General features: G+C 67.1%; 24 protein-coding genes and 1 pseudogene. 9 read left to right on the top strand and 16 right to left on the bottom strand.

The window, feature by feature from the left end; translation table 11 throughout:
• Positions 1 to 88: 88 nt before the first annotated feature.
• Complete coding sequence (locus CLG85_RS14725) at positions 89 to 1,072, bottom strand: porin (protein WP_095882762.1); 984 nt, start codon at positions 1,070 to 1,072, stop codon at positions 89 to 91.
• Between the two features lie 419 nt (positions 1,073 to 1,491).
• Here CLG85_RS14725 and CLG85_RS14730 point away from each other — a divergent pair, with 419 nt between their 5' ends.
• Complete coding sequence (locus CLG85_RS14730) at positions 1,492 to 1,872, top strand: DUF3576 domain-containing protein (protein ID WP_224846316.1); 381 nt, start codon at positions 1,492 to 1,494, stop codon at positions 1,870 to 1,872.
• 90 nt (positions 1,873 to 1,962) lie between these two features.
• On the opposite strand, the gene CLG85_RS14735 is transcribed toward CLG85_RS14730, so the two are convergent.
• Positions 1,963 to 3,222 (bottom strand): glycosyltransferase family 4 protein, encoded by a 1,260-nt coding sequence (locus tag CLG85_RS14735; RefSeq protein ID WP_095882764.1) that lies wholly within the window; start codon positions 3,220 to 3,222, stop codon positions 1,963 to 1,965.
• A gap of 208 nt (positions 3,223 to 3,430) precedes the next feature.
• On the opposite strand from CLG85_RS14735, the gene leuS reads away from it, so the two are divergent.
• From leuS to holA, 3 genes are read left to right on the top strand one after another with little or no spacing between them, the layout of a single operon-like run.
• A complete protein-coding gene (leuS, locus tag CLG85_RS14740) occupies positions 3,431 to 6,001 on the top strand; it encodes a leucine--tRNA ligase (RefSeq protein ID WP_095882765.1) in 2,571 nt (856 codons plus the stop codon).
• Complete coding sequence (lptE, locus tag CLG85_RS14745; RefSeq protein WP_095882766.1) at positions 5,988 to 6,485, top strand: LPS assembly lipoprotein LptE; 498 nt, start codon at positions 5,988 to 5,990, stop codon at positions 6,483 to 6,485. Before leuS ends, lptE begins: the two co-directional genes overlap by 14 nt.
• 10 nt (positions 6,486 to 6,495) lie before the next feature.
• Positions 6,496 to 7,524 (top strand): DNA polymerase III subunit delta, encoded by a 1,029-nt coding sequence (holA, locus tag CLG85_RS14750; protein WP_260349472.1) that lies wholly within the window; start codon positions 6,496 to 6,498, stop codon positions 7,522 to 7,524.
• Between the two features lie 4 nt (positions 7,525 to 7,528).
• Here the strand turns inward: holA and CLG85_RS14755 are convergent, their stop codons facing one another.
• The 5 genes from CLG85_RS14755 to pyk all read right to left on the bottom strand — a co-directional run bounded on the left by CLG85_RS14755 (position 7,529) and on the right by pyk (position 11,418).
• Entirely contained in the window at positions 7,529 to 7,816 is a 288-nt protein-coding gene (locus tag CLG85_RS14755) for a YrhK family protein (RefSeq protein ID WP_095883505.1), read from the bottom strand.
• Between the two features lie 110 nt (positions 7,817 to 7,926).
• A complete protein-coding gene (gene pheS, locus CLG85_RS14760) occupies positions 7,927 to 8,997 on the bottom strand; it encodes a phenylalanine--tRNA ligase subunit alpha (RefSeq protein WP_095883506.1) in 1,071 nt (356 codons plus the stop codon).
• Between the two features lie 211 nt (positions 8,998 to 9,208).
• Complete coding sequence (rplT, locus tag CLG85_RS14765) at positions 9,209 to 9,574, bottom strand: 50S ribosomal protein L20 (protein WP_066102884.1); 366 nt, start codon at positions 9,572 to 9,574, stop codon at positions 9,209 to 9,211.
• 17 nt (positions 9,575 to 9,591) lie between these two features.
• Positions 9,592 to 9,792: a 50S ribosomal protein L35 gene (gene rpmI, locus CLG85_RS14770; protein WP_092426082.1), complete on the bottom strand. Its 201-nt coding sequence runs from the start codon at positions 9,790 to 9,792 to the stop codon at positions 9,592 to 9,594.
• A 180-nt stretch (positions 9,793 to 9,972) separates the two neighbouring features.
• Positions 9,973 to 11,418, bottom strand: a complete 1,446-nt coding sequence (gene pyk / locus CLG85_RS14775; protein ID WP_095883507.1) for a pyruvate kinase — start codon at positions 11,416 to 11,418, stop codon at positions 9,973 to 9,975.
• A 230-nt stretch (positions 11,419 to 11,648) separates the two neighbouring features.
• Here pyk and CLG85_RS14780 point away from each other — a divergent pair, with 230 nt between their 5' ends.
• Both CLG85_RS14780 and CLG85_RS14785 read left to right on the top strand, forming a co-directional pair.
• Positions 11,649 to 12,386, top strand: coding sequence for an N-formylglutamate amidohydrolase (locus CLG85_RS14780; protein ID WP_095883514.1), 738 nt, complete (start codon positions 11,649 to 11,651; stop codon positions 12,384 to 12,386).
• 13 nt (positions 12,387 to 12,399) lie between these two features.
• Entirely contained in the window at positions 12,400 to 12,714 is a 315-nt protein-coding gene (locus CLG85_RS14785) for a DUF1244 domain-containing protein (RefSeq protein ID WP_095883508.1), read from the top strand.
• Positions 12,715 to 12,798: 84 nt separating this feature from the next.
• On the opposite strand, the gene CLG85_RS14790 is transcribed toward CLG85_RS14785, so the two are convergent.
• Positions 12,799 to 13,929, bottom strand: a complete 1,131-nt coding sequence (locus CLG85_RS14790) for an SRPBCC family protein (RefSeq protein ID WP_095883509.1) — start codon at positions 13,927 to 13,929, stop codon at positions 12,799 to 12,801.
• Between the two features lie 212 nt (positions 13,930 to 14,141).
• On the opposite strand from CLG85_RS14790, the gene CLG85_RS14795 reads away from it, so the two are divergent.
• Both CLG85_RS14795 and CLG85_RS14800 read left to right on the top strand, forming a co-directional pair.
• Positions 14,142 to 14,759, top strand: coding sequence for a glutathione S-transferase family protein (locus CLG85_RS14795; protein WP_095883510.1), 618 nt, complete (start codon positions 14,142 to 14,144; stop codon positions 14,757 to 14,759).
• A gap of 223 nt (positions 14,760 to 14,982) precedes the next feature.
• Positions 14,983 to 15,669 carry a phasin family protein gene (locus CLG85_RS14800; RefSeq protein ID WP_260349474.1) on the top strand — a complete coding sequence of 229 codons (687 nt, stop codon included), beginning with the start codon at positions 14,983 to 14,985 and terminating at the stop codon, positions 15,667 to 15,669.
• Positions 15,670 to 15,738: 69 nt separating this feature from the next.
• Here the strand turns inward: CLG85_RS14800 and CLG85_RS14805 are convergent, their stop codons facing one another.
• Complete coding sequence (locus CLG85_RS14805; RefSeq protein WP_095883512.1) at positions 15,739 to 16,629, bottom strand: DUF6473 family protein; 891 nt, start codon at positions 16,627 to 16,629, stop codon at positions 15,739 to 15,741.
• Positions 16,630 to 16,790: 161 nt separating this feature from the next.
• Between CLG85_RS14805 and CLG85_RS14810 the strand changes: the two genes are divergently transcribed.
• Positions 16,791 to 17,666, top strand: coding sequence for a 3-hydroxybutyryl-CoA dehydrogenase (locus CLG85_RS14810; protein ID WP_095883513.1), 876 nt, complete (start codon positions 16,791 to 16,793; stop codon positions 17,664 to 17,666).
• Between the two features lie 82 nt (positions 17,667 to 17,748).
• Here CLG85_RS14810 and CLG85_RS14815 read toward each other — a convergent pair whose 3' ends face one another.
• The 7 genes and pseudogenes from CLG85_RS14815 to CLG85_RS14845 all read right to left on the bottom strand — a co-directional run bounded on the left by CLG85_RS14815 (position 17,749) and on the right by CLG85_RS14845 (position 22,475).
• Positions 17,749 to 18,657 carry a lysophospholipid acyltransferase family protein gene (locus CLG85_RS14815; RefSeq protein ID WP_375796927.1) on the bottom strand — a complete coding sequence of 303 codons (909 nt, stop codon included), beginning with the start codon at positions 18,655 to 18,657 and terminating at the stop codon, positions 17,749 to 17,751.
• A gap of 16 nt (positions 18,658 to 18,673) precedes the next feature.
• Entirely contained in the window at positions 18,674 to 18,955 is a 282-nt protein-coding gene (locus CLG85_RS14820) for an HPr family phosphocarrier protein (RefSeq protein ID WP_095882339.1), read from the bottom strand.
• Positions 18,956 to 19,002: 47 nt separating this feature from the next.
• Complete coding sequence (locus CLG85_RS14825) at positions 19,003 to 19,401, bottom strand: PTS sugar transporter subunit IIA (RefSeq protein WP_095882338.1); 399 nt, start codon at positions 19,399 to 19,401, stop codon at positions 19,003 to 19,005.
• A complete protein-coding gene (rapZ, locus tag CLG85_RS14830) occupies positions 19,398 to 20,321 on the bottom strand; it encodes an RNase adapter RapZ (protein WP_095882337.1) in 924 nt (307 codons plus the stop codon). Before rapZ ends, CLG85_RS14825 begins: the two co-directional genes overlap by 4 nt.
• Positions 20,314 to 20,544, bottom strand: a complete 231-nt coding sequence (locus CLG85_RS14835; protein ID WP_260349491.1) for a hypothetical protein — start codon at positions 20,542 to 20,544, stop codon at positions 20,314 to 20,316. The genes rapZ and CLG85_RS14835 overlap by 8 nt, the downstream gene beginning before the upstream one ends.
• 103 nt (positions 20,545 to 20,647) lie before the next feature.
• Positions 20,648 to 20,755 (bottom strand): annotated as a pseudogene (locus tag CLG85_RS14840) (serine kinase); the annotation flags it as partial.
• Positions 20,756 to 20,759: 4 nt separating this feature from the next.
• Complete coding sequence (locus CLG85_RS14845) at positions 20,760 to 22,475, bottom strand: sensor histidine kinase (protein WP_095882335.1); 1,716 nt, start codon at positions 22,473 to 22,475, stop codon at positions 20,760 to 20,762.
• Positions 22,476 to 22,477: the final 2 nt, after the last annotated feature.

Below are 22,477 nucleotides of genomic sequence, written 5' to 3' on the forward strand. Positions count from 1 at the left end.
TTGCGGGACCGTTCTGCCCGTTGAGGGCGCAAAAGAAAAGAGCGGGCCGGAGCCCGCTCTTCCCTGATCAGTCTAATCTCAGGTGAGATTAGAAGGACATTGCCAGACCCAGCGAGAACGAGTCGTCGTCGTCGCCGTTGCGCAGTTCGCTGTAGCCGTAGCCGGCCTGAGCAACGAGACCGCCGCCGAGGTCGTAGTTCACGGCAACGCCGTAGCCCGAAGCGTCGTCGCCGGCTTCGTAGTCGTACTTGCCGTAGTTCACGCCCATCGACAGAGCGTTCATCGAGTAACCGAAGCCAACGCCCCAGTGCTCGAAGTCTTCGCCGACTTCGTTGTTGATGTCGCTGTAGGTCGCGCCGACTTCGAAGCCGCCTGCGAAGCCAGCAGTCACGCCGAGGCCCCATGCGTCAGCGAAATCTTCGAGGGTCAGGTAAGCAACGCCTGCGTTCAGGTTGATGCCGCTGAGGTCAGCTTTGTAGCCTGCGCCGACCGACCAGATGGTGTCGCCGGAGTCGACGATGCCAGCAACCGAAGTGTCGGGCTCTGCGCCGTCGTTCACTTGTTCAGCCGATGCCGAGAAGGTCAGGCCTTCGAAAGCGTAGTCGAAGCGAGCGATCTGGCCGTCGGAGCCGTTCACGCCACCGTCGAACTCTGCGCCGTCGTTGAAGCCGGCGTGGACGGTTTCGTCGTCAGCGATCGAGCCTGCGCCGCCGAGGTTCATCTCGGGAACGATCTTGTCGTATGCCGAGTCGGTGTCGCCCATGGTGAAGGTTGCGCCGCCGTACGAAACGAACAGTGCCTCACCGCCCTGCTGCCAGGGGTTGGTGAACGGCTTCTGAGCTTCGTCGAGGTCGATGTTCGCACCGAAGACCAGGCCGTTGTCGGCTTCGCCGGACATGGTGAAGGTCAGGTCGATGTCAGTGAAGAACTGAACTTCGTCGTTGCCCGGGTCGTTACGGGTTTCGCCGGGGTTGTAGATACCCATTTCGGCGTAACCGGACAGGGTGACTTCTGCCGAGGCGATGCCTGCGGTTGCAACCAGCGCGGTGGAAGCAAACAGAATCTTTTTCATTGTTTCCCTCATGTGTTCTAAGGCACGTACCAATCCGGGTAGCCCGGCCTTGATGGCCACTTCTATGCGCTCGGGCCGGTCGTTCTGGCAACCCGTCGCTGGGTCAGGCGCCCACGAAGCGAACCAGTGATGCCCAATTGCCACAAAGATATCACGAGGTCTTCACGCCGCCGCCGTGAGCTCCGGCAGGTCCTGTCGGCGGCGTCCGGCGTGCAGGCAAAGCGCCGGATTGACGACTTGTGATACGCGGTCCCGGCGAGTATGCAGGAGCAAAGAAGCAGACGGGCAGGAGCTTTGGTTTCATGGAATATAAGCGGTTTGCAAAAGCCTGCGCCCTGATCGCGGTTGCGGCGGGTCTGGCTGCCTGCAGTCAGAACGAGACCCGCCAGCCGGTGCAGACCCAGTCTGCCGACGCGCTCATGGAAGCTGACGTCTACGATGGCCGCGGCGCGCCCGACTCGACCATCTGGGACATTTTCAAGGCAAGGCCGGACGCTGGCCAGATCGGCGCGGTGAACAAGTACATCTGGACTGCCTCGCTGCAGGTGCTGGATTTCCTGCCGGTGGAAAGTGTCGATCCCTTCACCGGGGTGATCACCACCGGATTCGGCACGCCCCCGGGCGGCGGCACCGCCTATCGCGCCACGATCCTCGTGTCGGACCCGGCGCTGGACGCCCGCTCGCTGAACGTCTCGCTGCAGACCCGCTCCGGCCCCGCCAGCGCCTCGGCGGTGCATGCGGTCGAGGATGCGATCCTGACCCGCGCGCGGCAGCTGCGGGCGGTCGACAGCAAGATCTGATCCCGCTGCGGATAGGCTGGCCCCTGCGGTCACCAGGATGAAAAGGCCCGGACGTTTGTTCGGGCCTTCGTCGTTTCCGGGCGCGACGGTTCAGTCCCGCGCCGGGCGCGGTGCCTGCGTGGCGAGACGGGTCACCCAGTCGACGTGCTTCGGCAGGCAGTGGCGGCGCAGGTCGTAGGTCCCCTGCACATGCGCGCGGGCGGCGGTGCCGAGCCGGGCACGGGCGCCGGGATCGTCAAGCAGGGCGCAGAGCCGGTCGACCAGCGCGCCGCGGTCGAAGAAGTCGACCATCCAGCCGGTTTCATCCTCGGTCAATGCCTCGCGCACCGGCGCGGTGTCGCTGGCAAGGATGGCGCATCCCGCGCTCATCGCCTCGAGCAGCGACCAGCTCAGCACGAAGGGGTAGGTCAGGTAGACATGCGCCCGGCTCACCTGAAGCATCGACAGGTACCGACCATAGGGCACCCGGCCGAGGAAATGGACCCGGGCCCAGTCGGCATCCGGGATTTGGCCGCGCACCTCGTCGACGAAGATCTGCTTCCAGCTCTTCCCGTCCGGGGCCTTGGCGCCATAGCTCACCTCGTCGCCGCCGATCAGGACGATCCTGGCGTTGGGCCGGCGGCGCAGGATCTCGGGCACGGCACGCATGAAGATGTGATAGCCGCGGTAGGGCTCGAGATTGCGGTTGATGAAGGTGATCACCTCGTCGTCGCGGCTCAGCACCTCGCCGCTGTCCAGCGTCAGCCGCGCGCCGGGATTCGGCGCCACGAGGTCGGTGTCGATGCCGTCATGCGCCACCGTGAGCCGGTCCTGCCAGGCCGCGGGGAAGGTGCCCGCCTGGAACTGCGTCGGGCTGATCCCGGCGTCCATGACCTCTTCGTGCATGCGGTTGTTGAGGTTCTTCATGCGGATCCGCTGCACGTCGCGCAGCGACGGATCCTTGGCGAACTCCGGATCGAAGCTCAGGAAGTCGGACGAGGTGCGGTGGTAGAGTTCGCAGTAGAGCCCGAGCCGGGCCTCGGGCCAGACATCCTTCAGGAACAGGCTCTCGCCCCAGCCGTGGTGCGCCAGAATCACGTCGGGCGTGTAGCCCTGCGTCTTCAGCGCGAGCGCCGCATTGCAGCAGCTCACGCCGCGAAGAATCTTGGTCTCGAAATCGGTGAGATAGGGGTGGATGCCCTGGGTGCTGCTGCCGCGGATCTGGTAGGGCAGCACCGTCACCCCGTTCCAGGTTGTCGGCTCCTTGACCTTGGGCGTCAGCGCGGTGACCTCATGGCCGAGGCGGACGAGTTCGGGGGCAAGATGCTTGTACTGCCCAGGGAAATTCTGGTGGATACAAAGGACTTTCATCGGACTACATTCGGCTTTGACTATCTAAGCAATGTTTCATGCCGGCCGGCCTCGGCCAATGCAGTAATGCACGACACTGTCATATTGCGGTGCCGAGGTTGCGGAAATGTCGCCCGCATCCACCCCTCTCCGAGACCGGGCACTGGACGTCCGGCGGGGCCTGCCCTATCACCCGCCAAGACCCATCCGCTCCGAGGGACAAGAGATTATGTCGCGCTACGACCCCGCCACGATCGAGCCGAAATGGCAGGCCGCCTGGGAAGACGCCCTGACCTTCAAGGCCACCCGCTCGGCCGACAAGCCGAAATACTACGTGCTCGAGATGTTCCCCTATCCCTCGGGCCGTATCCACATCGGCCACGTTCGGAACTACACGATGGGCGACGTGATTGCCCGCTACAAGAAGCAGAACGGCTTCAACGTGCTGCACCCGATGGGCTTCGACGCCTTCGGCATGCCGGCCGAGAACGCCGCCATGGCCTCGGGCGGGCACCCCAAGGACTGGACCTATTCCAACATCGACACGATGGTCGCGCAGATGAAGCCGCTCGGCTTCGGGCTCGACTGGTCGCGCATGTTCGCCACCTGCGATCCGGAATATTACGGCCAGCAGCAGGCGCTCTTCCTCGACATGCTCGACAAGGGCCTCGTCTACCGCAAGAACGCCGTGGTGAACTGGGACCCGGTCGACATGACCGTGCTGGCCAACGAGCAGGTCGAGAACGGCCGCGGCTGGCGCTCGGGCGCGCTGGTCGAGCGCAAGGAACTCACCCAGTGGTTCTTCAAGATCTCCGATTTCTCGGGCGAGCTGCTCGACGCGCTCGACACGCTCGATGACTGGCCCGCCAAGGTGAAGCTGATGCAGGCGAACTGGATCGGCCGTTCGCGCGGCCTTCAGTTCTCCTTCGACACGCTCAACGCCCCCGCCGGTTTCGAGAAGATCGAGTGCTACACCACTCGCCCCGACACGCTGCATGGTGCCTCCTTCGTCGGCATCTCGCCCGACCACCCGCTCGCGAAAGAGCTGGAAAAGGACAACGCCGAGCTTGCCGCCTTCGTCGCCGAGTGCCGCCGCATGGGCACCTCGGAAGAGGAGCTGGAAAAAGCCGAGAAGCGTGGCTTCGACACCGGCCTCAAGGTGCGTCACCCGTTCGACCCGACTTGGGAGCTGCCGGTCTACATCGCCAACTTCATCCTCATGGATTACGGCACCGGCGCGATCTTCGGCTGCCCCGGCCACGACCAGCGCGACCACGACTTCTGCAGCAAGTACGGCCTGCCGATCGTGGAAACCTTCGTGCCGCTCGAAGGCGAGATCGACATCCTCAAGGAGCCCTTCGTTCCCGCCAAGACCGAGAAGGTGCGCTACACTCGCCTCGTCGCCGGGACCGAAGTGCAGACCGGCGAAGAGGGCGTCAACGCCGCCGTCGACTTCTGCGAGAAGAACGGCATCGGCGAAGGCGTCACCAAGTACCGCCTGCGCGACTGGGGCCTGTCGCGCCAGCGCTACTGGGGCTGCCCGATTCCCGTGGTCCATTGCGAGGCCTGCGGCGTGGTGCCCGAGAAGAAGGAAAACCTGCCGATCAGCCTGCCCTACGACGAGGACGGCAAGGCGATCGACTTCTCGGTGCCGGGCAACCCGCTCGACCGTCACCCCTCGTGGCGCGACTGTTCCTGCCCGTCCTGCGGCGCCCCGGCGCGGCGCGAGACCGACACGATGGACACTTTCGTCGACTCGAGCTGGTACTTCGCCCGCTTCACCTCGCCGCGCGCCGAGACGCCCATCGACATGGCCGAGGCCGAGTACTGGATGAACGTCGACCAGTACATCGGCGGCATCGAGCACGCGATCCTGCACCTGCTCTACTCGCGCTTCTTCGCCCGTGCGATGAACATCACCGGCCACCTGCCCGAGAAGTCCAAGGAGCCGTTCAACGCGCTCTTCACGCAGGGCATGGTGACCCACGCGATCTACCAGACCAAGAACGCCGAGGGCCGCCCGGTCTACCACTACCCCGAGGCGGTCGAGCTGAAGGACGGCAAGGGCTTCCTCGAGGATGGCACCGAGGTCGAGATCATCCCCTCGGCCAAGATGTCGAAGTCGAAGAATAACGTCGTCGACCCGGTGGCGATCATCGGCCAGTACGGGGCTGACACAGCGCGCTGGTTCGTCCTGTCGGACAGCCCGCCCGAACGTGACGTGGAATGGACCGCCTCGGGCGCCGAGGCGGCCTCGAAGCACCTCGCCCGCGTCTACCGCATCGCCGCCGAGATCGCCGCCTCCGATGCGCCCGCCGGGGCCGAGGATGCCGCACTGCTGCGCGAGATGCACAAGGCGATCCACGACGTGACCATGGGCGTCGAGAGCTTCGGCTTCAATGCGGCCATCGCCAAGCTCTACGCCTTCACCGGCGTGCTCGGCAAATCGCAGGCGGGCGCTGCTGCCAAGAAGGAAGCGGCCAAGGTCCTCGCGCAGCTGATGTCGCCGATGACCCCGCACCTGTCGGAGGAAATCTGGCAGCTGCTCGGCGGCGAGGGGCTCATCGCCAATGCCGCATGGCCCAAGGCCGACGAGGCGATGCTGGTCGAGGACAGCGTCACCCTGCCGATCCAGGTCAACGGCAAGCGCCGCGGAGAACTCACCGTTCCCAAGGACATGGCCAAGGAAGAGATTGAAAAACTCGTCCTCGCGCATGAAGCTGTGGTGCGGACCCTCGAAGGGGCCGCCCCGAAGAAGCTCATCGTTGTGCCTGGCCGGATCGTCAATGTGGTCGCCTGATCGAAGAACCCTGCTTGCAGCCTGCGGCGCCCTGGCGCTCGCGGGCTGCGGCTTCACCCCCGCCTACGGGCCGCAGGGCGGCGGGCAGAAGCTGCTCGGGCAGATCGCCTTTGCCGATCCCGACTCGCCCGACGCCTATCTCTACATCCGCCGGATCGAGGAACGCCTCGGCCGCGCCGCGCCGGGCGCGCCCTATCGGCTCGACACCTCGCTGAAGACCGAGACCTCGGGCCACGGCTCGCTCGCCGACGGCAACACCACGCGCATCCGGGTGATCGGCACCGCGACCTTCACGCTGCGCGACGCGGTGACCAACGAGGCGCTGACCACGGGCAACACCTCCTCCTTCACCGGCTATTCCACCACCGGCTCGACCGCCGCCACCCAGGCCGCCGAGCGCGACGCCGAGGAACGGCTGATGCTCATGCTTGCCGACCGGGTGATCGACCGGCTGCTGCTCGTCGCGGCGGACCTGCCGCAGTGACGGGGGCCTCGTGAAACTCGGCGGGCGCGACGCACAGGCCTTCTTCCGCAAGCCGGATCCGACCGGCTCGGGCGTGCTCCTCTACGGCGAGGATGCCATGCGCGTGGCGCACCGGCGGCAGGAGGTCATCACCGCCCTTGTCGGCCCCGAGGCCGAGGCCGAGATGCGCCTCACCCGCATGGGCGGCGCCGACCTGCGCAAGGATCCCGCGCTGCTGCTCGATGCGGTCAAGGCGCAGGGTTTCTTCCCCGGCCCGCGCGTCGTCTTCGTCGAGGAGGCCACCGACGGGCTCGCCAAGACCATGGGCGCGGCGCTGACCGACTGGCGCCCGGGCGATGCGCAGATCATCGTCACCGCCGGGCAACTCACCGCAAAATCCGCCCTGCGCAAGCTCTTCGAGGCCGCCCCCGCGGCGCTGGCCATCGGCATCTACTCCGACCCGCCGGGCCGCGACGAGATCGAGGCGGCTCTTTCCAAGGCCGGGCTCACCCAGGTCGACCGCGCCGCCTTCGACGCGCTCGAACATCTCGCCCGCGCGCTCGAGCCGGGCGACTTCCGGCAGGTTCTCGAAAAGCTCGGGCTCTACAAGCTCGAAGATCCCGCGCCGCTCACCCCCGAGGAGGTGGCGCTCTGCGCCCCCGCCTCGATCGAGGCCGAGCTTGACGACATCCTCAACGTCGTGGCCGAGGGCCGCTCGCCCGAGATCGGCCCGCTGATGCAGCGGCTCGAAGGGCAGGGGGTCGCGCCGGTGACCTTGCTGATCATGGCCATGCGCCACTTCCGCGTGCTCTACGCGCTGGCCTCGGCCCAGGGCGGCCCGCAGGCCGGGGTGCAGCGCCTGCGCCCGCCGCTCTTCGGCCCGCGCCGCGACCGCATGCTGCGCCAGGCCTCGAATTGGAACGCCGACCGGCTCGAGGATGCGCTGGGGATGCTGATGGAGACCGACCTCTCGATCCGCTCCGCCGGCGCCCGCGCGCCCGCCATGGCGCTGGTCGAGCGCAACTTCGTGCGCCTCGCCTGGCTCGCCTCGCGGCGCTAGGCGCTCAACCGTCGCACTGCTCGCGCTCGGCGAGTCGGTCGAGTTTACCCATCCGCCAGAGCTTGATTTCGCGCGCCAGCCGCAGCGAGGGCTTCACCATGAAAAGCACCGAGCCGATGGTGAAGAGCCAGATGGCTTCGGTTTCGTACCGCTTCCAGAAGAACAGCACCGAGCCGAGGGTGAAACAGAGGGCAGCGCCGAAATCCACCGCCGTATGGGCAATTTCGAACAGCGCGTAGACGCGCCGCGTGTCCGCGTTGCGCTCGCGGTTGCGGTGATCGAAGAGCTTCATGTCGCAGAAGATGGCGCATGGTCCGAAAAGGAAAAGGCCCGGCGCTGATGCACCGGGCCCCAAAACTCTTGCACCGTCGCACCAAACGCGACAGCTCGCCCTCTTCGCGCTTAGCGCGACAGGCCACCATGCAGCGTCGGCATGTCCAGCGAGGCAAAGCCGTAGTGGCGCAGCCAGCGCAGGTCCGAATCGAAGAAGGCGCGGAGGTCGGGGATGCCGTATTTCAGCATGGCGATCCGGTCGATGCCCATGCCGAAGGCGAAACCCTGCCACTCGTTCGGGTCGATCCCGCCGGCCTGCAGCACCTTGGGGTGCACCATGCCCGAGCCGAGCACTTCCAGCCAGTCGTCGCCCTCGCCCACGGTGACCGAGCCGTCCTTCCACTGGCACTGGATGTCCACCTCGGCCGAGGGTTCGGTGAACGGGAAGTGCGAGGCGCGGAAGCGGGTCTTCACCGAACGGCCGAAATAGGCCGAGAAGAACTCCTCCAGCACCCACTTGAGGTTCGCCATCGAGATGTCCTTGTCGATGGCGAGGCCCTCGACCTGGTGGAACATCGGCGTGTGGGTCTGGTCGTAATCGGCGCGGTAGACGCGGCCCGGGCAGATGATCCGGGTGGGCGCGCCACCGGCTTCCATCGAGCGGATCTGCACCGGCGAGGTATGGGTGCGCAGCACATGCGGCGGGCGCTCGTCCCCCTCGGCACGGTGCATGTAGAAGGTGTCCATCTCGGCGCGGGCCGGGTGGTGGCCGGGGATGTTCAGCGCGTCGAAGTTGTACCAGTCGGTCTCGACCTGTGGGCCCTCGGCGACGGCGAAGCCCATGTCGGCGAAGATCGCGGTGCACTCTTCCCAGACCTGGCTGACGGGGTGGATGCTGCCCATGCGGCGGCCTCGGCCGGGCAGGGTCACGTCGAGCCATTCCGCCTGCAACCGCTCGTTCAGCGCCGCATCCGCCAGCGCCGCCTTCTTGGCGCCGAGGGCGGCGTTGATCTCGTCCTTCAGCGCGTTAAGCTTCGGCCCCATGAGCTGACGCTCCTCGGGGCTCATCTTGCCGAGCTCGCGCATCTGCAGGCTGATCTCGCCCTTCTTGCCCACGGCCTGCACCCGCAGATCCTCAAGCGCGGATTCATCCGCCGCCTTGCCAATCAGGTCGATATACTTGTCGCGCAGGTCGTCCATTCCGGGCCTCTTCCGAGCATCTCTTCGGGTCCGTCCACTACCGGCTGCGGCTCCGGCGCGCAAGCCTGCGCCGCGCCGCTAGTTCTTCTAGGCGCAAATATCCCGGGGGAGCTGCCGCAGGCAGCGGGGGCAGAGCCCCATCGGCGCGCGTAAAACGGAAAACGCCGCCCCCGGAGGAGCGGCGTTTCGAGAAGTCAGCCGTTGGCGCCGATCAGGCAGCCAGCGCGCCCTTCGCCTGGTCGACGATGGCGTTGAAGGCTTCCGGCTCGTGCACGGCGAGATCCGCCAGCACTTTACGGTCGACTTCGATGCCAGCCAGGTTCAGGCCGTTGATGAACTTCGAGTAGGTCAGAGCCTCGTCATGTGCGCGCACGGCCGCGTTGATCCGCTGGATCCACAGGGCGCGGAAGTTGCGCTTGCGGTTCTTGCGGTCGCGGGTCGCGTACTGGTTGGCCTTGTCGACGGCCTGGGCTGCAACCTTGAAGGTGTTCTTGCGGCGGCCGTAGTAACCTTTGGCTGCCTTGATGACCTTCTTGTGACGGGCGTGGGTGACGACACCACCTTTGACTCGTGCCATTGTTCAGCTCTCCTATATCAGCGGTCGTAGGGCATGTAGCCCTTGACGATTTTCGCGTCGGGAGCCGACAGCGTGGTCGTGCCGCGCGCGTCGCGGATGAATTTCGTGGTGCGCTTGATCATGCCGTGGCGCTTGCCTGCCTGACCAGCGACGATCTTGCCGGTCGCGGTGACCTTGAAGCGCTTCTTGGCGCTCGACTTCGTCTTCATCTTGGGCATTTTCGTCTCCTTAACGAAGTGCGTACAGGCGCGACTCGGCATGCCGCAATGGGCCGGCCGCGCGGTTAGAGGCGCCCCTATAGGCGGGGCCCATGTCATTTGCAAGCCGGAATCGCCTCCGGAAGGGCCGGGACCAGGACCCGCGCGGGCCTGCGGCACGGGTCCCGCCCCGGGGACGGATCACTCGGGATCGGTCGAGTAGATCAGCCGCTCGTCGCAGGGGGCGACGCGCAGGATGTTGGTGGTGCCCGACATGTTGAAGGGCACGCCGGCGGTCACGATGATATGGTCCTCGGTGCCGGCGTAGCCCTGCGCCCGCGCCGCACGCGCGGCGTTGACCACCGCCTGCTTGAAGCGCTCGAGCTCGCCGGTCATCACGCAATTGGTGCCCCAGGTCAGCGACAGCCGCCGCGCCGTGCCGCGCAGCGAGGTCATGGCGATGATCGGCACCCGCGGCCGTTCGCGCGCGACCAGCGCCGCAGTGGTGCCCGAGGAGGTGAAGCAGCAGATCGCCTTGACGTTGGCGGTCTCGGCGATCTCCCGCGCCGCGGCGACGATGCCGTCGGCCACTGTGGCGCGCTGGATGTTGCGCGAGTTCTCCATGACCTCGGTGAAGGTGGGATCCTTCTCGACGCTGATGGCGACGTTATTCATCGTCGTCACCGCCTCGACCGGGTATTGCCCAGCGGCGGATTCGGCCGACAGCATGACCGCGTCGGCGCCCTCGTAGATCGCCGTCGCCACGTCCGAGACCTCGGCGCGGGTCGGCATCGGGCTCTCGATCATCGATTCGAGCATCTGGGTCGCCACGATCACCGGCTTGCCGGCGGCGCGGCATTTGCGGATCAGCCGCTTCTGGATCGGCGGCACCGCCTGCACCGGCAGTTCCACCCCGAGATCGCCGCGGGCCACCATGATGCCGTCCGAAACCGCAAGGATCTCGTCAAAGGCCTTCACCGCCGAGGGCTTCTCGATCTTCGACAGGATCGCGGCGCGGCCGTCGCAGAGCTTGCGCGCCTCCTCCACGTCCTCGGGACGCTGCACGAAGCTCAGCGCCAGCCAGTCGACACCGAGTGCCGCGGCGAACTCGAGGTCGGCCCGGTCCTTCTCGGACAGCGCCGCCAGCGGCAGCACCACGTCCGGCACGTTCACGCCCTTGCGGTTCGAGATGGTGCCGCCCGCCTCGATCACGCAATTGGCGAAGTCCTCGCCGCATTCCTCGACCCGCATGCGGATCTTGCCGTCGTTGACCAGCAGGTGCGCGCCGACGCCGAGCGCCTGGAAGATCTCGGGGTGGGGCAGGCACACGCGCTTGTCGGTGCCCGGCGCCTCGTCGAGATCGAAGCGGAAGGTCTCGCCCCATTCCAGCTCTTCCGAGCCATTGGCGAATTCGCCGACGCGCAGCTTCGGCCCCTGTAGGTCGGCGAGGATGGCGATCGGGCTGTCGAGGTCCTTCTCGACCTGCCGGATGGCGCGGTGCAGCTTGGTGATGTCCTCGTGGCTGCCGTGGCTCATGTTCAGGCGGAACACGTCCGCCCCGGCCTCGTGCAGCGTGCGGATCATCTCGTAGGTATTGCTGGCCGGCCCGAGCGTGGCCACGATCTTCACTTTGCGCAAACGTCTCATCTGGGACTCCTCGACCTCCTGCCGCGGCCGCGTCGGGCCGCCTTGCTGCGGAGCAGCGTATTCTCATTCAGAATAGTGGTTCAAAGTTAAACCAACCACCCTCGTCACGGTTAGGTTATCGCTAACAGTCGCGCCTTTTATTGCGGAATTCCCTTCCCGGCGCAACTGATCTAGAGAGGTCCTATCACGACAGGTCCTACCAAGACATGGCCGCAGACTGCGAAGCTATCATGACCCATACGCCATTCCACATCGAGGGCGCCACGCGCAAAGGCCGCTTTCTCGTCACCTGCGATCATGCGACCAATAGCGTGCCGGCGGAGCTCGGGGGAAGCCTCGGTCTGCCGCCCGAGGACATGGCCCGGCACATTGCCTACGATATAGGCGCGTTGGGGACCGCCCGCGCCCTGGCCGAGGCGCTCGACAGCCCGCTGGTCTGGTCCGACTTCTCGCGCCTGGTCATCGATCCCAACCGCGGCGAAGACGACCCGACGCTGCTGATGCGGCTCTACGACGGCTCGATCATCCCCGGCAACCGCCACGCGGATGCGGCCGAGCGCCAGCGCCGGATCGAGGCCTACTGGCGACCCTATCACGCCGCCGTCGCCGGGCTGCTCGACACCCGCCCCGAGCTGGCGCTGGTTTCGGTGCATTCCTTCACCCCGCAGCTGCGCGGGCGCCTGCCGCGGCCCTGGCACCTCGGCATCCTGCACGCCTGGGACGCCCGGCTCTCGGACGCGCTGCTTGACTTGCTGGCGCGGCAACCCGATCTGGTGGTGGGACGCAACGAGCCCTATCCCGGGCATCTGCCCGGTGACGCCGTGCACCGCCATGCGCTGAAACACGCCCGTCACAACACGCTGATCGAGCTGCGCAACGACCTCATCGCCGAGCCCGAGGCGCAGGAAGACTGGGGCCGCCGCCTCGCGCCGCTGCTGAAGACCGCGCTCGCCCGCGCCCCCGAGTAAGAGGAGAGAGACCATGGACGACCAGACCCGCATCGAGCTCGAGGCCGCCGCCTTCCGCCGGCTGCGCCAGCACCTGATGGAAGACCGCCCCGACGTTCAGAACATCGACCTGATGAACCTCGCCGGCTTCTGCCGCAACTGCCTGTCGCGCTGGTACGAGGAAGCCGCCACCGAACGCGGCCTCGAGATGAGCAAATCCGAGGCCCGCGAGATCTTCTACGGCATGCCCTATGACGACTGGCGCGCGCAGAACCAGACCGAAGCGAGCCCCGACAAGCAGGCCGCCTTCGAGAAGGCCTTCACGGAAAACGTCACCGACAATACGTAAGGCACCAGCCCCGCCGCGTCTTCTAGGTCCAAATATCCCACGGGGGTCCGGGGGTGTGAAACCCCCGGTCCCGCCCTCTCCGCCTCAGCGCCCCTCGGGGATCTTGCCGGCAATCCACCGGGCGAACTCGTAGTTCGGCCGCTCGAGGTGCGACAGCGCCCCCGGCGCGGCAAAGCGCGATTGCATCCCCTTCCAGACCCGTTCGGTACAGCCCCGGTCCTCGTCGTTCACCGAGTCGAGCAACGCCTTCAGCCTGGTGAAATGCGAGGCCGCCTCGGGGTCGGCGATGAAATCCGGGTGCAGCCCGCCGCCGAAGAGGATCTTCACGTGGCCCGGGCCATCGGGCGTCAGGCACAGGTACCAGAAATAGCCCGGCGTCAGGGTGATCAGCAGCGACGGGTAGACCGCCAGCAGCCAGGTCCGGTAGCGCTCCTCGCCCTGCAGCGCGGTGTTGCCGGGATGGGCGATCGACAGGGCGATCGAGTCGTCCTTCAGAATGTGGTGGTAGTTGAACCCCTCGAACCCCTCGGGGCAGGTCATCTTCTTCAGGTCCACCGCGCCGCCGATGGTGCCGCCGTGGCACATGGGCAGGTGATAGCTCTCCATGAAGTTCTCGGCGAGGATCTTCCAGTTGGTGTCCCAGCGGTGCTCCTCGCGGAAGGTCTCGACGTAGTCTTCCATCTGCAGGTAGCCGACAAGCTCATCGACCTCGCGCAGCGTCTCGCCGGGCTCGGGCAGATCGGGATCGAGGGTGACCATGATCCAGCCCTTCCAGTCGACGCAACGGACCTGCGGCAGGCGGGTGCTCTCCTTGCAGAAGCTGGCGTTCAGCTCCATCGCCGGAGCGCCGCGCAGCGACCCGTCGAGATTGTAGCTCCAGGCGTGGTAGGGGCAGGTGATGGTGCGGACGTTGCCGCGCCCCTCGAGCAGCACCGACATGCGATGGCGGCAGACGTTGGAGAGCGCCCGCAGCGCCCCCTCCCGGTCGCGCAGCACGACGACCGGCTCTCCGGCGATCTCCATCGTCAGGTAGTCCCCCGGCGCCTTCAGCGCATCGACCCGCCCGGCGCAGAGCCAGCTCGCGGCGAAGACATGCGCCTGCTCGAGCCCGAGGAAATCCTCGGACGTGTAAACCGAGACCGGCATGGCCTGCGCCCTCTCGAAGGGGACGGCGACATTGGCGCGCAGTTCGGCGGCGGGATCGTGCAGGGTCATTCTGTGCTCCAGTGCGGCTCCAGGGAGCCGTTCAGAAACCGTTAATGGACGGCGCGCAGCGAGCCCGCAAAACGCGCGCCCGTCAAGTCAAACCGCTGTGCCTCTGTCGGCGCGGGCATCACGGGTCGTGATCGGGAGGCGCACGAAACTGCGTTTGACCGTCCCCGCGGGGACGGCGATCACTGGGCGCAGACAAGCACGGGACAAACCTCATGACGACGATCACCCTCTACGGACACCCCGACAGCGGCCACGCCTGCAAGGTGGCCCTGGCCCTCGCGCTGGCCGGGATCGCGCATGAGACCGTCTTCGTCGACATCTGGGCCGCGCCAGAGACGCGCCCCGCCGCCTTCCTCGCCGCCAGCCCGCTGGCGCAGGTGCCCGCGCTGGTCATTGATGGCGCGGCGATGACCCAGTCCGGCGCCATCCTGCTCGAGATCGCCCGCCGCTGGCAGGTGCTGGGCGGCGCAAGCCCCGCCGGGACGCGCCGCGGTGCCGAACTGCTGATGTGGGAGGCGAACCGCATCGGCATGTGCCTGCCGCAGCTCGTCGAGGCGCGCCGTCCCCACGGGGACAGCTTTCCCGGCGGCACCGTGGAGTGGCTCACCGGGCGCTACGAGACCGACCGCGCCAATTTCGACCGGCTGTTGGGCGAGGGGCGCTTCTTCCACGGCGATGCCCCGGGGATCGGCGACTGCGCCATCTGGGGCTACGTGCAATGGCTCGACAAGGCCGGGGTCGCGCCCTCCGAGGCGATGGCCGGCTGGATCGGCCGCATGCGGGCCCTGCCGCAGATGCGTCCCCGCGGGGACAGCTGGTTCCCGGCCTGACCACGTTACCGCCGCGTCTCAACTTGAGGGGGAAAACTCCGCCACGCTCTCTCCCCTGCGGTCGCGCCGCCTCGGCAGGGGCGGCAGGCCCTTCGGCGGAGCAATGCCGCATTGCAGAGCAACCTGTGACAAATTGACCGTAAGCAGGGGGTGCAACGTCCCGCTCGTGCCTGTCCTGTGGTAAGGGTGGGGCAATTCTATCCTGCTTGGAAGGAGCCCAGACATGGATAAGCCGACCCCCCGCAAGACCACCACGCGCAGCCAGTCGACCTCGTCGCGGGGCAGCAGCTCGCGCCGCCGCACGCCGGTGAAGCCCGCCGAGGTGACCCCGGCCAAGACCGCAACTTCCGTGACAAAAGAGGCACCTGAGGCCATGGCTGCCACCCCGGCACCTGCCCCCGAGGCCCCGCAAACGCCCCCTCCCGCGCCAGTGGAGGCTGCGGCACCCGCCCCTGCAGAGCCCGCGTCCAAGCCGCAGTCCACGCCGCGCCGCAGCGTCGCGAAACTTGCCGAATCGAGCGAGCCCGTGACCAAACCCGCGGCCAAGGCCGCCGCGAAGCCCGCCCCGGCAAAACCGGCCATGTCGAAACCGGCCGCAAAGCCGGCTGTGCCGGCCGCCGCGACCGAGCCCCTCGCCGAGCGCCACTTGCGGATGAGCTGGGATCTCGAGCCCTATGCGACCACCGCGATTGTCGAAACCATGCTCGACATCGGCGCCGAGCTGCAGAGCTTCACCGCCGAGCGGGTGCGCGAGGACGTGGCGACGCAGCACAGGATGCTGCACTGCAAGACGCCCGGCGAGCTGATCCACATTCAGAGCGCCTTCTTCCAGAAGGCCAGCGAGGATTACCGCGCCCATTGGGGCCGCCTCGCGGAGCTGGGCGGCAAGCTCTCGATCTTCCCGAGCTGAGCCGAAGCTGCCGCGTCCCGTCCGTTCTGCGGGCGGGGCGGGCTCCGGCGTGTCGTTCAGGCGCACCGTTCAGGCGCGCTGGGCGAGCAGCCGGGTCAACGTCGGATGCAGGGCTTCGGCGATCTCGGCATGTGCGGCGGGGCTCAGTGCCTCGGCGGCGGCGCCGGCATCGAAATCGGCAAAGACCATCCCCTCGGTCCCGGCCCCCATGCTGGCGGCAGAGAGCGGGCGGTCCAGCAGCGCGGCGGCGCGGGGTCGGAGGGCTTCGAGCATACCGCGCTCGATGAAGAGCGGGGCGGGCGAAAGCGCGTTCACATGAGTGTCGGGCGGCGTGTGACCGGCGGCCCATAGCAGGACGGCCCGCCCGCCCAGAAGCGTCAGCAGGTGCTTCATCCGGGCGACCCAGGCGAGCCGCAGCTCGGCGGTGACCTCGGCAAAGCGCGCCTCCGAGATCTCGCGCAGCCGGCCCAGCATGTGCAGGGTGAAATGGAACTCTGTGAAATCCACCTCGGGGAAAAGCTGCTGCAACCGGTCCGAGGCGCGCAGGAAGCGGTCGTTGCGCCGCGGGTGCACGCCGTAGAAGCGGTTCGACATGTTCTGCGCCCCCATCACCTGGATGACGCAGAGCTCGGCGCGGGCGGCAAGGTTCAGCACCGCCGGATCGCCGAGGTAGAGATCGATCCCGGCATTGACCACGCCGAGGTTGACGCAGGGCAGGGCGGTGGCCCCCTCGGCCTCTCCGCCCGCGTTTTCCGATATCTCCGCCCGCTCTGCCAGCGCGCTCTCGACCAATGCCGGGAAGGGCGCCTTGACGAAACGGCCGAAGGTCTCGGCCCCGCCGAGAAAGGCGACATAGGGCGCGTCCAGCGCCCGCTTGGGGCCGCGGAACAGCAGGCGCGAGCGGCCATAGCGACACGGAAAATATTCCAGCGCACCCTGAAAGGACCCGGCAACGGACATGACGTCCCCCAATCTGATTCCCATTCACCCGGCGTCAGGATCAGCCACCCGCCCCAACAATTCGCTAATGCGAAAATGCAGGCAAAAATTGCCGCACCCCGGCTTGCGGCGGGCTGGCGCGGAGGCATAAGGTTGCCGCGCATCAAAGCAGGATAGGGCGCATGGAAATCAAGAGCATCGGTGTCATCGGCGCGGGTCAGATGGGCAATGGCATCGCCCACGTCATGGCGCTTGCGGGCTACGAGGTGCGCCTGTCGGACGTCAGCCAGGAGGCGCTCGACGCCGCGGTCGAGCTGATCACCCGCAACCTCGACCGCCAGGTCAGCCGCGAGAAGATCTCGGGCGAGGCCCGCGATACCGCGCTGGCGAAGATTTCCACCACGCTCGACAAGGTCGAGATCGCCCACACCGATCTGGTGATCGAGGCCGCCACCGAGCAGGAGTCGGTGAAGACCAAGATCTTCGAGGGGCTGGTGCCGCACCTGCTGCCGCACACGATCCTGACCTCGAACACCTCCTCGATTTCCATCACCCGGCTCGCCTCGCGCACCGACCGGCCCGAGAAGTTCCTCGGCTTCCACTTCATGAACCCGGTGCCGGTGATGCAGCTGGTCGAGCTGATCCGCGGCATCGCCACCGACGAGCCGACCTACCAGGCCTGCCTCAAGGTGGTCGAGAACCTCGGCAAGACCGCCGCCTCGGCCGAGGATTTCCCGGCCTTCATCGTCAACCGCATCCTGGTGCCGATGATCAACGAGGCGGTCTACACGCTCTACGAGGGTGTCGGCAACGTGCGCTCGATCGACATGGCGATGAAGCTCGGCGCCAACCATCCGATGGGCCCGCTCGAGCTGGCCGATTTCATCGGTCTCGACACCTGCCTCGCGATCATGAACGTGCTGCACGACGGTCTGGCGGACACCAAGTACCGCCCCTGCCCGCTGCTCACCAAATACGTCGAGGCCGGCTGGCTCGGCCGCAAGACCAAGCGCGGCTTCTACGACTACCGCGGCGACGAGCCCGTCCCGACCCGCTGATCCGCGGCGCCTTTCTTCTAGGTCGAAATATCCCGGGGGTGAGGCGCGCAGCGCCGAGGGGGCAGCGCCCCCTTGCTGCGTCCTAGCCCTTCAGTGCCAGCGTCCGGTCCCGCAGCCAGGCGACGAACTCGCGCTGGTTGCCGCTCCAGCCGCGCACCTCCTCGGGGCTGATCGGGGCGCCGACCACCGGTGCCTGCGGCCGTCCGCAGGCGTGGATCACCTCGTGGATCAGCAGCCCCTGGCGCAGCGTCGGCGAGAGGCGGTTGGCGATCTGGTAGGCCCGGCTGTTCTGGCCGGGGAAGTAGATCGGCACCACGGTGGCGCCCGAACGCTGGATCATCTTGGCGGTGAAGGGATTCCACACGGCCTCGATGGCATTGCCGAACATCGAGCCGGACGAGGCCACCACGCCAGACGGAAACAGCGCGATCACCCCGCCACGCTTGAGGTGGTCCATGGCCGTGGCGCGCATCTCGAGGCTCTGCTCGCGCGCCGTCTCCTCGTGCGGGAAGGGCACCGGGATCATGAACTCGGCGATCTCCTGCACCCCCGTCAGCAGAGAGCGGGTGAGGATGCGGTAGTCGGTGCGCACCCGGCCGATCAGCTCGGCGAGGATCATCCCGTCGACCAGCCCATGCGGGTGGTTGGCAACGACGATCACCGGGCCGTCCTGCGGGATGCGGGCGATCTGTTCGGCGGGGGTCTGCAGCTCGATGCGCATCATCCGCAACGCCTGCGCCCAGAAATCCTGCCCCTCGGGCACGCCTTCGCGCTCGAAGCGGCGCACCAGGCGGATCAGCGGCAGCTTCCCGGTCGTCCACTCCAGCGCGCGGATGGTGTTGGCCTTCCAGGGGTTGGTGAAGGTATTGGCGTAGCTGAGCTTGCGCTTGTCATAGGGCGCTGGCGGAGCCGCGGTCGGCTGCGGCGCCGCGGTGTCCCCCTTGGCCGGGGCGTCATAGCTGTCGAGCATGTGCCTCCCCTGCTGTGTCATGCGACCGGTCCGCGCGTCAGTTGTCCTCGCCGAAGCGGTTGGCGACAAGCGCCTCGAGCGCATCGGCGAGCGCCTTGGCGTCGGGGCCCGAGGTTTCGACTTCAATAGAGCTTCCCTTGGAAGCTGCCAACATCAAAAGCCCCATGATGCTGTCGCCGCCGGCGCTCATGCCGTCCTTGGAGACCTCGGCATGGGCGTCGAATCCCTCGACGACCTCGACCAGCTTGGCGGAGGCACGGGCATGCAGCCCCTTTTCGTTGACGATGTTCAGCACGCGGCGAACAGAGGTATCACTCATCTTCAAACTCTTGGTTGCGGGGCCATCGCGGGGCTCGGGATGCGGTCCTAGACCGGATCGGGCCTGACGTTCTGGCTGTCAATGTACTTGCGGCCGGCCTCGAGCGCGCCGCGCACGGCGTCCGGCACCGACAGCTGGCGAGTCTTGGCGAGCTTGATCAGCATCGGCAGGTTCATGCCGTAGAGGATGCGTCGGTTCTCGGGCTGGCAGGCGAGCAGGCTGAGGTTCGAGGGCGAGCCGCCGAAGAGGTCGGTGACCAGCACCACGCCGTCGCCGGTATCGACGCTGTCGGCGGCAGCGCAGATCTCGGATTGCTTCTTGGCGCGGTCATGCTCGGCCTCGATGGAGATGGCCATGATTCCGGGCTGCACGCCAACCACGTGTTCCACGGCCGAAAGGTATTCCTTTGCCAGCCCACCATGCGCCACGATCACGATGCCGATCACGCCTGCGACCTCTCGTCCAGTCCAGTTGCCACGCCCTTGGCGGCTTGGCCGCGGCGTTCGAGTTCCCGGTGCCTAGTTGACACCTGCCAGCCCTGCTCCGCAAGGGCACGCGCGACGGTTTCCGTCACGGTGACGGAACGATGTTGCCCGCCGGTGCAGCCAAATCCGAAAGAGAGATGCGCCTTGCCCTCATCCGTGCAGGCCGGAAGGAGAAAGAGCGCGAGGTCGATCACCTTTAGCATGAATGGATCGAAGCGCGGGTCGGCTTTCACATGCGCCTGCACCGGTGCGTCGAGCCCGCTGAGGGCGCGCAGATCGGGCACCCAGTGCGGGTTGTCGAGGAAGCGGCAATCGAAGACCATGTCGAGCCCCTGCGGCAGGCCGCGCTTGTAGGAGAAGCTCTCGACCGAAACCGCGAGTTGCTGCGCCTGCTCCCCGGCGAACCAGCTTGCGAGCTGGGCGCGCAGTTCGTGCGGGCTCATCTCGGAGGTGTCTATGAGGATGTCGGCGGCGGCGCGGGCCTGTTCGAGCAGCGCCAACTCGCGGGTGATGCCCTCGGTATAGGCGCTGTCGGGGGCGAGCGGGTGACGGCGGCGGGTCTCGGAATACCGCCGGGCGAGCACGGTCGGCGCGGCGTCGAGATAGAGTAGCTGCGGGCTGATCTGCGGCTGCTCGGCCAGCGCCGCCTGCAGCGAGAGCAGCCCCCCGACGGTGAAATCACGGTTGCGGATGTCGACGCCGAGCGCCAGCGGGCGGTCCAGCGCCGGGCCCTCGAGCAGCCGCGGGATCAGCCCCAGCGGGATATTGTCGATCGCCTCGAAGCCGAAATCCTCCAGCGCGTTGATCGCGGTGGAGCGCCCGGCGCCCGAGGGGCCGGTCACCAGCACGACGTGCTGGGGTCCTTTGGGCGAGTCATCCATCACGCGGATCCCTTGTTGCGCCTTTCAGATATTGAACGAGCGCTGCGGGAAAATAGGGGTGCGCGGCATTGTGAAGCAATGGGAGATTTCGCGTCTGCAGCACGATTTCCCGATGCGGGGGCAGGCGTTCGGTTTCCGGTGTGTCGAGATCGAGCACGGCGACGACCTCGGCACGGGGCAGGTGGTCGACCCGCAGCAGCCCCAGGAAGCGCGCCTCGATCATCCCGGCGAGCAGGGCAGGGGGGGCTGGCCCAGAGGGCACCTGCCGCCAGCGTCAGCACCACGCGGTCGTCGGCGACCAGCTGCGCCCCGCGCGCCATCATCTCGAGCGCGAGGCCGGATTTGCCCGCGCCCGATGCGCCGCGGATCAGCAGCGCGCGCCCGTTCACCGCCACGGCGGTGGCGTGCAGGATCAGCGGATCGGGGACGGTCATGGGATCAGATCGGCAGGCCGACGACGAAGCGCGCGCCGAGCGGCTCGGAGGTGATGTCCGCCTCGGTCGGGCGGATGTTCTCGGCCCAGATCACCCCGCCATGCGCCTCGACGATCTGCTTGGAGATGGCGAGGCCGAGGCCGGAGTTGTTGCCGAAGTCGTTCTCGGGGCGCTGCGAGTAGAAGCGTTTGAAGATCTTCTGAAGCGCCTCTTCGGGGATGCCGGGGCCGGTGTCCTCGACCACCACGAGCACGCGGTTGTCGCGGCGGCGGGCCCAGACCCTGATCGCATCGCCATCCTCGCAGAAGGAGATGGCGTTGGTGATGAGGTTGACGAAGACCTGCGCGAGCCGCGGCTCGAGCCCGTTGATGCGGATCGGCTTCTCGGGCAGGTCGGTGATGAACTCGATGCCCTTCTTGCGCGCGTCCTCGCCAAGGAACTGGCCGAGGTTGCCGAGCATCTCGAGCAGGTTGAATTCCTGTTCTTCTTCCTTGACCAGCTCGGAGTCGAGCCGCGAGGCGTTGGAGATGTCCGAGACCAGCCGGTCGAGACGGCGCACGTCGTGCTCGATCACGTTGAGCAGCTTGTCGCGGTGCTCTTCTTTCTTGACGATGCGCAGCGAGCCGATGGCCGAGCGCAGGCTGGCGAGCGGGTTCTTGATCTCATGCGCCACGTCCGCGGCGAACTGCTCGTTGGCGTCGATGCGGTCGTAGAGCGCCGCCACCATGCCGCGCAGCGCGCCCGAGAGGCGGCCGATCTCGTCGGGGCGGGCGGTGAGGTCGGGGATGCGGATGCGGCGCGAATTGCCCTGCGACTTGTTGCGGTCGCGGCCGATCTCGGCGGCATCGGCAAGGTCGGAGATCGGGTTGGCGATGGTCGAGGCCAGCACCAGGCTGAGGCCGATCGAGACCAGCGTGGCGATGACGAACATCTGCAGCACCCGCTCGCGCTCGGCGCTGACCGCGAGGTCGATCTCGGGGGCGGCGGCGACAAGGGCGACGCTGCCGATGATGTCGCTGCCCTGTTGGATCGGCGCGAAGGCGGTGAAGACGGTCTCACCCTCTTCGCCGACGCCGGCCTCGACGCGCGGGGTGGCGGGATCGCCCGCCTCGATCTGCTGGCGGAGTCGGTCCTCGAGGCCCAGAGCCTCGGTTTGCTGGAAATAGGCGAAGACGCCGGAGATGCCCTGCCAGAGCTGGTCGAGCATATGCGAGATCATCGTCTCGCGCCCGCTGGGGCCGCTGGGCAGGGGCGGCGGGCCGCCTGCCTCGCCGACGAGGAAGTTGCCGGTGTCGAAGATCATCACGCCGGTGCCGCGGCGCAGCTCGAGCGCCCCCAGCGTGGCGGCGACGTCGATGCCGTCGGACGAGCCGAGGCTGACCGGCGCGCCCTCGGGAAGTTGCATCGCGAAGACATCGGCGATCAGCTCGGCCTGGACGAGCGTCGCATCGGCGCGCTGCAGCGCCAGCGTGTCGCGCGAGGAATTGAGCCAGAGAATGCCCGCGGCCAGCACGTTCAACGCGATGAGGTTGAACGTGATGATCTTGCGCGTGAGGGGGGAGCGATTCAGCGAAAAGAGCGAGCGCCGCGCACGGCTGTCCCGCAATTCCTTTTCGACGGTGCTGTCCGGGGCGATCCAGTCATCCCCGAGAACAACATCGGCATCCTGCCTGTCGCCCGACTCCGCGTCGCGCATGGAGATCCTTTCGGCCAGGGCCATCG

The sequence above is a fragment of the Alloyangia mangrovi genome (assembly GCF_002300555.2).
GTDB lineage: Bacteria > Pseudomonadota > Alphaproteobacteria > Rhodobacterales > Rhodobacteraceae > Salipiger > Salipiger mangrovi.

Excerpts from the sequence above, each read along its gene's own strand:
- CLG85_RS14725 (WP_095882762.1), bottom strand. The coding sequence starts at position 1,072 with ATGAAAAAGATTCTGTTTGCTTCCACCGCGCTGGTTGCAACCGCAGGC.
- CLG85_RS14730 (WP_224846316.1), top strand. The coding sequence starts at position 1,492 with ATGGAAGCTGACGTCTACGATGGCCGCGGCGCGCCCGACTCGACCATC.
- CLG85_RS14735 (WP_095882764.1), bottom strand. The coding sequence starts at position 3,222 with ATGAAAGTCCTTTGTATCCACCAGAATTTCCCTGGGCAGTACAAGCAT.
- leuS (WP_095882765.1), top strand. The coding sequence starts at position 3,431 with ATGTCGCGCTACGACCCCGCCACGATCGAGCCGAAATGGCAGGCCGCC.
- lptE (WP_095882766.1), top strand. The coding sequence starts at position 5,988 with ATGTGGTCGCCTGATCGAAGAACCCTGCTTGCAGCCTGCGGCGCCCTG.
- CLG85_RS14755 (WP_095883505.1), bottom strand. The coding sequence starts at position 7,816 with ATGAAGCTCTTCGATCACCGCAACCGCGAGCGCAACGCGGACACGCGG.
- pheS (WP_095883506.1), bottom strand. The coding sequence starts at position 8,997 with ATGGACGACCTGCGCGACAAGTATATCGACCTGATTGGCAAGGCGGCG.
- rplT (WP_066102884.1), bottom strand. The coding sequence starts at position 9,574 with ATGGCACGAGTCAAAGGTGGTGTCGTCACCCACGCCCGTCACAAGAAG.
- rpmI (WP_092426082.1), bottom strand. The coding sequence starts at position 9,792 with ATGCCCAAGATGAAGACGAAGTCGAGCGCCAAGAAGCGCTTCAAGGTC.
- pyk (WP_095883507.1), bottom strand. The coding sequence starts at position 11,418 with ATGAGACGTTTGCGCAAAGTGAAGATCGTGGCCACGCTCGGGCCGGCC.
- CLG85_RS14780 (WP_095883514.1), top strand. The coding sequence starts at position 11,649 with ATGACCCATACGCCATTCCACATCGAGGGCGCCACGCGCAAAGGCCGC.
- CLG85_RS14785 (WP_095883508.1), top strand. The coding sequence starts at position 12,400 with ATGGACGACCAGACCCGCATCGAGCTCGAGGCCGCCGCCTTCCGCCGG.
- CLG85_RS14790 (WP_095883509.1), bottom strand. The coding sequence starts at position 13,929 with ATGACCCTGCACGATCCCGCCGCCGAACTGCGCGCCAATGTCGCCGTC.
- CLG85_RS14795 (WP_095883510.1), top strand. The coding sequence starts at position 14,142 with ATGACGACGATCACCCTCTACGGACACCCCGACAGCGGCCACGCCTGC.
- CLG85_RS14800 (WP_260349474.1), top strand. The coding sequence starts at position 14,983 with ATGGATAAGCCGACCCCCCGCAAGACCACCACGCGCAGCCAGTCGACC.
- CLG85_RS14805 (WP_095883512.1), bottom strand. The coding sequence starts at position 16,629 with ATGTCCGTTGCCGGGTCCTTTCAGGGTGCGCTGGAATATTTTCCGTGT.
- CLG85_RS14810 (WP_095883513.1), top strand. The coding sequence starts at position 16,791 with ATGGAAATCAAGAGCATCGGTGTCATCGGCGCGGGTCAGATGGGCAAT.
- CLG85_RS14815 (WP_375796927.1), bottom strand. The coding sequence starts at position 18,657 with ATGACACAGCAGGGGAGGCACATGCTCGACAGCTATGACGCCCCGGCC.
- CLG85_RS14820 (WP_095882339.1), bottom strand. The coding sequence starts at position 18,955 with ATGAGTGATACCTCTGTTCGCCGCGTGCTGAACATCGTCAACGAAAAG.
- rapZ (WP_095882337.1), bottom strand. The coding sequence starts at position 20,321 with ATGGATGACTCGCCCAAAGGACCCCAGCACGTCGTGCTGGTGACCGGC.
- CLG85_RS14835 (WP_260349491.1), bottom strand. The coding sequence starts at position 20,544 with ATGATCGAGGCGCGCTTCCTGGGGCTGCTGCGGGTCGACCACCTGCCC.
- CLG85_RS14845 (WP_095882335.1), bottom strand. The coding sequence starts at position 22,475 with ATGGCCCTGGCCGAAAGGATCTCCATGCGCGACGCGGAGTCGGGCGAC.